The organism is Metabacillus rhizolycopersici (assembly GCF_020075705.1).
The window spans coordinates 39,321-46,401 of the sequence record NZ_JAIQUM010000045.1; the positions used below are offsets into that span (position 1 = coordinate 39,321).

Annotated in this window: 6 protein-coding genes and 1 pseudogene; 1 reads left to right on the forward strand and 6 read right to left on the reverse strand. The window is 36.9% G+C overall.

Going from position 1 to position 7,081, the window contains the following annotated elements:
* Nucleotides 1-342: 342 nt before the first annotated feature.
* From larE to K9V48_RS17920, 4 genes are all read right to left on the reverse strand, one after another.
* Nucleotides 343-1,176: an ATP-dependent sacrificial sulfur transferase LarE gene (gene larE, locus K9V48_RS17905; protein WP_224140495.1), complete on the reverse strand. Its 834-nt coding sequence runs from the start codon at nt 1,174-1,176 to the stop codon at nt 343-345.
* A 27-nt stretch (nt 1,177-1,203) separates the two neighbouring features.
* Nucleotides 1,204-2,484 (reverse strand): nickel-dependent lactate racemase, encoded by a 1,281-nt coding sequence (gene larA / locus K9V48_RS17910; RefSeq protein WP_224140497.1) that lies wholly within the window; start codon nt 2,482-2,484, stop codon nt 1,204-1,206.
* 74 nt (nt 2,485-2,558) lie between these two features.
* Nucleotides 2,559-3,689, reverse strand: coding sequence for a 2-keto-3-deoxygluconate permease (locus tag K9V48_RS17915; RefSeq protein ID WP_224140499.1), 1,131 nt, complete (start codon nt 3,687-3,689; stop codon nt 2,559-2,561).
* Nucleotides 3,686-4,846, reverse strand: coding sequence for a glycerate kinase family protein (locus tag K9V48_RS17920; protein ID WP_224140501.1), 1,161 nt, complete (start codon nt 4,844-4,846; stop codon nt 3,686-3,688). The genes K9V48_RS17915 and K9V48_RS17920 overlap by 4 nt, the downstream gene beginning before the upstream one ends.
* A gap of 150 nt (nt 4,847-4,996) precedes the next feature.
* On the opposite strand from K9V48_RS17920, the gene K9V48_RS17925 reads away from it, so the two are divergent.
* Complete coding sequence (locus K9V48_RS17925) at nt 4,997-6,088, forward strand: CdaR family transcriptional regulator (protein ID WP_224140502.1); 1,092 nt, start codon at nt 4,997-4,999, stop codon at nt 6,086-6,088.
* Between the two features lie 4 nt (nt 6,089-6,092).
* Here K9V48_RS17925 and K9V48_RS17930 read toward each other — a convergent pair whose 3' ends face one another.
* Both K9V48_RS17930 and K9V48_RS17935 read right to left on the reverse strand, forming a co-directional pair.
* Complete coding sequence (locus tag K9V48_RS17930; protein ID WP_224140504.1) at nt 6,093-6,302, reverse strand: hypothetical protein; 210 nt, start codon at nt 6,300-6,302, stop codon at nt 6,093-6,095.
* 231 nt (nt 6,303-6,533) lie between these two features.
* Nucleotides 6,534-7,081: pseudogene (locus K9V48_RS17935) on the reverse strand (hypothetical protein); the annotation flags it as partial.

The following is a 7,081-nucleotide window of genomic DNA, read 5'->3' on the forward strand; positions in this document are numbered from 1 at the left end:
TGCGACATTTATCAACTTCTGATCTATAATAATTAGGTTCTACTTTAACTACCCTTTAAAAAGTTTCTTCTATTCTTTACTTCGAGAATACATCTTCAATTATATATAAATTTTGTTAATAATTGAGTATTCCCCACTTTTTTCTTTAGTCTACTTATTCATAATTTTTCAAGTTAGTTTTAGCAGCCTCAGAAACTGCAATTGTAAAAAAAGCTCATTGATTGAGAGTTTAATAAGCCTATAAAACCTCATGAAATACTAACCAACACACAAGAAAAAAACGAATCCCCTTTAAATAAATTGGATTCGTTTTATATATATGTGTAGAACTTTCGTTACTAATCAACCAAATTCTACTTTCATAGCATCCTCTGTCAATACTTCATTCATGCTGCCTGTTCGGTAACCGAGCAGATCGACTGACACATATTTAAAGCCGAGTGATGTTAGTTTTAAATTTATTTGATCTCGATGATCTAGTAAATCAGCAATTTCCTCTTTAGCTACCTCAATACGAGCAACCTCACCGTGATAGCGAACACGTACCATATTGAATCCAAGCTTTGTCATGAATTTTTCTGCTTGATCGACTTGTTCAATATTATGTTTATCTAGTTTCGTTCCATATGGGATTCTGGATGCAAGACTGCATGATGCCGGTTTATTCCAGACTGGAAGCTCAAGCTCCTTGGCAAGCTTACGAACCTCCTGTTTGTAAAAGTTAGCTTCCTGTAACACGCTCCGAACTCCTGCTTCTGTTCTAGCTTTCATGCCAGGGCGAAAATCTTCCATATCATCCATGATCATTCCATCCAGAACATACTTATAACCAAGTTCTTTAGCGAGCAGATTGACATGAGAATAAAGCAGCTTCTTACTGTAATACCAGCTATCAGGAATATTCTCCGTAATTCTTTCATCTTCTAATTCCTTTATTTCGGTTTGATAAACCTTTATGCCCATTTTTTCTGCAAGTTCAACAGCACGATCAAATTCTTCATTACGGAATAATTCTGATGCAACGATCACTGCAAGAACATTGGAAGAGCCCAGCTCCTGTTGAGCTCTTTTTAAGACCAGTGTACTATCTACCCCACCAGAAAAGGCAACAATCACGCGATTCATTCCAGAAAGTATCTCACCAAGAAGCTGATTTTTTTCAGTTAGCTTGTGCATATTTTCCTCCTCAAAATGTCGTGCTTTTTATAATTCAACAAGTTCACTTTCTTCAACATAAGGTATCGATAATGGACCTAAAGGCAGAACAGCTACTGTCATATCTTTACCATATTTCCCCTTTAGCTCTTCTATCGTCTGCTCGATGTTATGAGTTGGTTTCAACATCGCTCCTTCAACTTGTTCATTTGTCAGTTTCGAATACACATAAACATCTGCCCAAACTTGGATAACTGCTTGTTTTTGTACTTGCCATTGGTCAAACATTTTAAACTCAGGGTTGTTAATAATATCCAGTAATTCTTGAGGAGTATTAGCCATTTCAAAGATTTTTGAATAGTTCCCATGATCAGGTAAACCATCTGAACATTCAGAGGCAATAATAATAGCCCCTCCCTCTTTGACAATTTTATGGGACGCACTCATTCCCTTTACTGCTTGATAGAGATTTTGATCAAGCGGATATCCTGAGTTTGAAGCGATGACGACATCAAATCGCTCATCACAATGAATCATTGTATGTTCTTTAACAAACGCACAGCCTTTGTCATGCGCTGCATAAAGCTCTCCTGCAAAAATAGCGGTAATTTCTTTTTCACGATTTAGCGTCACATTTAACATGAAATCAGGTTTGCACATACCATTTATTTCACGCGTCATATCCTGTACAGGGTTGTTAATCATATTCCCCCACGTAGCAAGAGGATCCCCTATCATTCTTGCATTATGAAACGTCATAATCGTTTCAAGTCCAGCTACGCCAGGCATTATTCCCTTTGGCCCTCCGGAAAATCCTGCAAAAAAGTGTGGCTCAATAAAGCCTGTGACGATACGAAAATCTGCTTCTACATACTCTTTATTGAGATAAACGTCACATCCAAATCTACTTTTCCCTACGTTTACAAGGGATTCTTTATTGTGACATTGATTATTGACAATCCGAATATTCTCTACGACCCATTCACCAAGCATTTGGACAAACTCTTCTCTCGTTTGATCACGGTGTGTCCCTGTTCCATTGATAATCACAAAATTTTCTAAAGGAACGTGATTTAATTCTTCGATTAATAAAGGGACTAAAATATGATTTGGTGTCGGTCTTGTGATATCACTAATGACAATTGCGACAGTGTCCGTCGATTTTACCGATTCTTTTAATGGAGGAGCACCAATTGGATTTCTTAAGGCCTGGCGAATCGCCTCTTCATGATTTGGTAATTTAGGTAAGTTTTTTGGTTCGATAATAAATGAATGATCCGGTACTTCTACTGAAATCCCTTTTTTTCCATACAGTAGTTCTGTTTTCATGCTGCATACCGCTCCTTTTTACTAAAATAAAATGTTATTTATCACATCTGAACTGTAAAGGAGTAAACGACCTATTAGTTACTTGCTGCTTGTTTTGTATCTGTTGTACCCTCTATTCCCTTTAGTCCGAGATCTTCTTTTGTACCATCAATACCTTTTCTCCGTTGATACTTATCCATCAAAATAACGCCAAGTGGACATAGTAGGGACGTTGTAATGGTTGATACGGAAATTTGTGCCGTAGCAATTGGAACAATGTTCTGTATCGCTTCGAATTCCGCTGCTGTCATAGCACCAGAACCAACTGCTACGGAAGCTGCCGCTGCGATTGCTGCAGGTGTTGCGGCTGCATTTCCTGCTGTTGATGCTTCTGAAATCGGAGCAATGTAACTTTTTTCTTTAAATAATTTAAAAACGAGAATACCAAATCCACCACTAAGAACAAATGTAAGGATTGCAAGTGTTAACCCGCCTGCAAGAACAGCAGGATTAAAGAAGTTAGCTAAATTCATTCCAGCTCCTAATGAAAATGCGAAAAAAGGGATTGTCAACGATTCACCCGGCTTCAAGAACTCACGTATTTTCGGATCAAGATTTCCTAAAAGCATTCCAATACCAATTGGTAATAATACGGCTATGAATGCAATCAATGGAAAAGCAGTTCCCAGCATCCCTAAAGATACAAGTGTTAAGAAAGGTCCATCATTAATCGCGAGAATAGACAAACCACCTACATCAGATCGATTACCATATTGTCCAGTTAGTGCCGCATACATTCCACTATTACTATTCGTCATGCCTGCAATAATGGCTAGTGTAGACAGTCCGAAAATTCCACTCCATGGATCAAAGAAAAATCCGAACGACATACCAACTGTCAGACCAGCCAAATACTTTGAACTAGTAAGTAAAACACCTTTTTTCAAAGCAACTCCGCCTACTTTTAAATTCATCTGACTACCTACACAAAATAAAAATAAGGCGATGAGAACGAGAGCACTATCTTTAAATAATTCCTGAGAGAATCCACCAATTCTTAAAAATTCATAATAACCGTCATCAGTCGGCGCTGTACCGAGTGCTTTCAAAACATTCATGACGACTGGGATATGTAATTGATCAATTGTATTTAGAGCAGCCCCCAGCAAAAGGGGAACAACCATCATTCCTCCTGGTACCTTTTCGATAGTGTCTTTAATTCTCAAGTTAACGACCTCCCTTTTTCTTTTACACTTTGGTAGAAATAAGAACGAATAACTTGTTCTGCACTTGATTCTAGTAGTTCTTCTGCATTTTCTATTGCTTCTTTTAAAGTCATTGGACTATTTATAATACTGTTTACGCTGACAACACCAAAATCATATAATGCCTCAATCCCCTTCCCGACAGATCCTGCGATTAAAATCGTTGGGACATTGCGTTGATTGGCCGCTTGAGCCACTCCCATAGGGGTTTTTCCGAAAACGGTTTGATGGTCAACACTTCCTTCTCCTGTAATGACAAGATCAGCATTCTGTAATTCATCATCCAATTTAATGTATTCGATTACTACATCAATTCCACGTTTCACTTCAACAGGAAAGAACGCTTGAAATGCCCCTCCAATGCCACCAGCTGCACCTGCACCTGGTCGATCATGAAGCTTTATTCCAGTTGCTTTTTCAATCTCATTTGCCCAATTAGTGAGATTTCTGTCCAACAGCTCCACATCTGATGCTGTAGCACCTTTTTGAGGTCCGAAAATATGAGCAGCTCCATCAAGCCCAACCATCGGATTTTGAACATCAGAAGCAATGATAAATGAACAATCTTTTATTCTCTTATCAAAAGTATGAAAGGCAATTCTCTTAATTTTGTTTAATTCACCACCGCCGTGGCCGACTTCATTCTCTGTTTCATCCAAAATTTGTAGCCCTAGTGCCTGAAGCATTCCCGCTCCCCCATCATTTGTCGCCGAGCCACCCAGCCCAATAATAAAGGAAGTAAATCCCTCATCAAGTGCCTGTTTAATTAATTGCCCGGTGCCATACGTTGTTGCTTTTAGAGGAGACAGCTTTCCTTCAGGAACCAAGTGTAGTCCTGATGCAGAAGCCATTTCAATCACACATGTTTGATCATCCCCCAATATGCCGTATACTGCTTCGACTTGATTGCCTAATGGTCCTGTAACAGTTAACGTTCGTATCGTTCCCCCTGTTGTGGCTACCAACGTTTCCATCGTTCCTTCCCCACCATCACCTACAGGAAGTAATACGGTTTCTGCTTCCTTAAATGCGTTTTTAATTCCTTTGTTTATGGCATTTGCTGCTTCTATCGCACTTAGACTCCCTTTAAAGGAATCTGGCGCTATGATAATTTTCATAACAACCTCCTAGGAAAGCGTTTTCATTTATTTAATCTAAATTATAAGAATTTTGACTTAATTTGTATATGGTTATACCATATAAATATATATGACAAAAACACCCTATTTTTTGTACGGTTTAACCAAATTAGGAAAGGAGATATGAAGATGCTAACAGATAAAATTGCAAGTGAAATTGTAAAAGAGACATCGTCACGTCTCCATCGTAACGTTAACATCATGAATATGAACGGGATCATTATCGCAACAAAAGATAAATCTCGTATAGGTTCAGTTCATGAAGGAGCAATCGAAGTTCTTAAAAGCAGGAAAACACTGATTATTAAATCTGAAGAAAATGAAACATGGGAAGGTGCTCAGCCAGGGGTCAATCTTCCAATTATATTTCAAGAGCAAATTATCGGCGTCATTGGTATTACTGGGGATCCCGATGAAATGGGAAGCATTGGAGAACTCGTAAAAATGACGACAGAACTAATGATTCAACAGGAATTCATGGCTTCGCAGATGGAATGGAAGCAACGAACAAAAGAGATGGTCATTGATCAGTTATTAAAAAGCGATCCTTCTATGACAAGCATTAATCAAAGTCTGAGCTTGCTTAATTTAAAGCTAATGGCACCTTTTTCAACCGTTATCATCCAAATAACAGAGCAGTCTATTCCAAATCGAACACTCATTCAAAAATTAGAGGAAGTCATTGGCGAAAATCATGTCATCGTTGGATTTATTCATGTTAACCAAATCTTTATAGCTGTTTACGGATTAGAGGAGAAAGAAATTGATCTGAAAATAAACAATGCATATAAATTATTGAAGCATTTACATATGGTATTTCGGATGGCCTACAGTATTCCCTTTCAAAGCCTTAAGAATTTCAAACAATCCTACAAAGAATGTGAAATCACCTTAAAAATAAGTGAGAGCGAAAAAGACTTTGTTTCATTTGAGCAAATCGAAGCAAAAGCTTTAATCTATCAAGTTGATCAAGGTTTGGCGGATCGTTTTTCTCATCGTGTATTGAAAAATTTTGATGACAATAAAGCAAAAACATTAGAGTCTTTCTTTCATCATAATCTAAACATCCAAAAAACCGCTGATAATCTATATGTGCATCGAAATACGTTAATCTATCGCTTGAATAAAATCACAGAAGAAACAGGTTATGATCCTAGGAGTTTCAAAGATGCTTTGATCTTACAAGTAGCTTTATGGATTTTTCAGAAAACAGAGCAGTAACTGTTCACATTTGTTTAAGTAGCACCGAAACAAAACATGGTGATAGAAGCGGAAAACACGGATAGGCAAATTCTGCTTCTGCCCTTTTCCTTGCTTCGATTTCCGCTTCAATTTCTGCTTGTCGTTTTCGAGCCTCTTCTTGGTTCTTTTTGAAAGTTAGATAAGCAATTGTTTGTTGCTCAGCCTGTCCTTTTAATTGGTAGACCTCACTCATGAGTTTTTGATTCAAATGTGAAAATTTTTTAACCTTAAAACTTTTTAAATTACTAAAAAACCTTGAAAGGCATATAGTGTGGCTTTGAAATAAAGTTCGATAATTTATAATAAAGTCTGATTGTTTATAAAAAAGATTGATTACTTGTAATAAAGTTTAATCAAAATCCTGTATTAATTAAACAGGATTTTTCTTTTTATGTTCTTATCGAAGTTGTAATACTCAAGTATGTTACTCCATTAAAGGGCGAGATTGTTCCCAATCCTCTACCCACAGTTTATGATTATTCCGATAATGATGTAAGTTGTGCTGTCCTTTGAACAGTTTTTTGCCACCAAAAACCACACTTTTTTCACTATTTTTTAACGTTTTAAGTTGTTTTTGAAGTCGATCTAAACGGAATTCTAATCGACCTAATCGATTCTTAAGAGCTTTTATTTGGGCATCTAAATAGTGATGTTCAAATTGATATGCATGATAGTAAATATCCGTTTTCTTTTTGAATTCCACAACAAAAAAGTTTCCTTTTTGTTGTTCACGAGAGGTTTTATTGAAGGATGGTTTTTCTTTGATGAACGAGTGTTTGATTTTTGTTAGAGTGGTTACTCTACTTTTTGTCGATTTGATTTTCTTTTTGACGGATTTGATTTGCTCTTCTTTCGTAGAAATGTACATTTTCTTAAGTTCACTTTGAGATTTCATCAAAGCATTTGCTTCCTGAACAACTGAATTTGTGTAATAATCGTTCATTTCAAAACGATTTTTCACTGTTAAGTGAA

What these genes read in the sequence shown, in the direction of transcription:
- K9V48_RS17920 (WP_224140501.1), bottom strand. Translation starts at nt 4,846, where the DNA reads ATGAAAATTATCATAGCGCCAGATTCCTTTAAAGGGAGTCTAAGTGCG.
- larA (WP_224140497.1), bottom strand. Translation starts at nt 2,484, where the DNA reads ATGAAAACAGAACTACTGTATGGAAAAAAAGGGATTTCAGTAGAAGTA.
- larE (WP_224140495.1), bottom strand. Translation starts at nt 1,176, where the DNA reads ATGCACAAGCTAACTGAAAAAAATCAGCTTCTTGGTGAGATACTTTCT.
- K9V48_RS17925 (WP_224140502.1), top strand. Translation starts at nt 4,997, where the DNA reads ATGCTAACAGATAAAATTGCAAGTGAAATTGTAAAAGAGACATCGTCA.
- K9V48_RS17930 (WP_224140504.1), bottom strand. Translation starts at nt 6,302, where the DNA reads ATGAGTGAGGTCTACCAATTAAAAGGACAGGCTGAGCAACAAACAATT.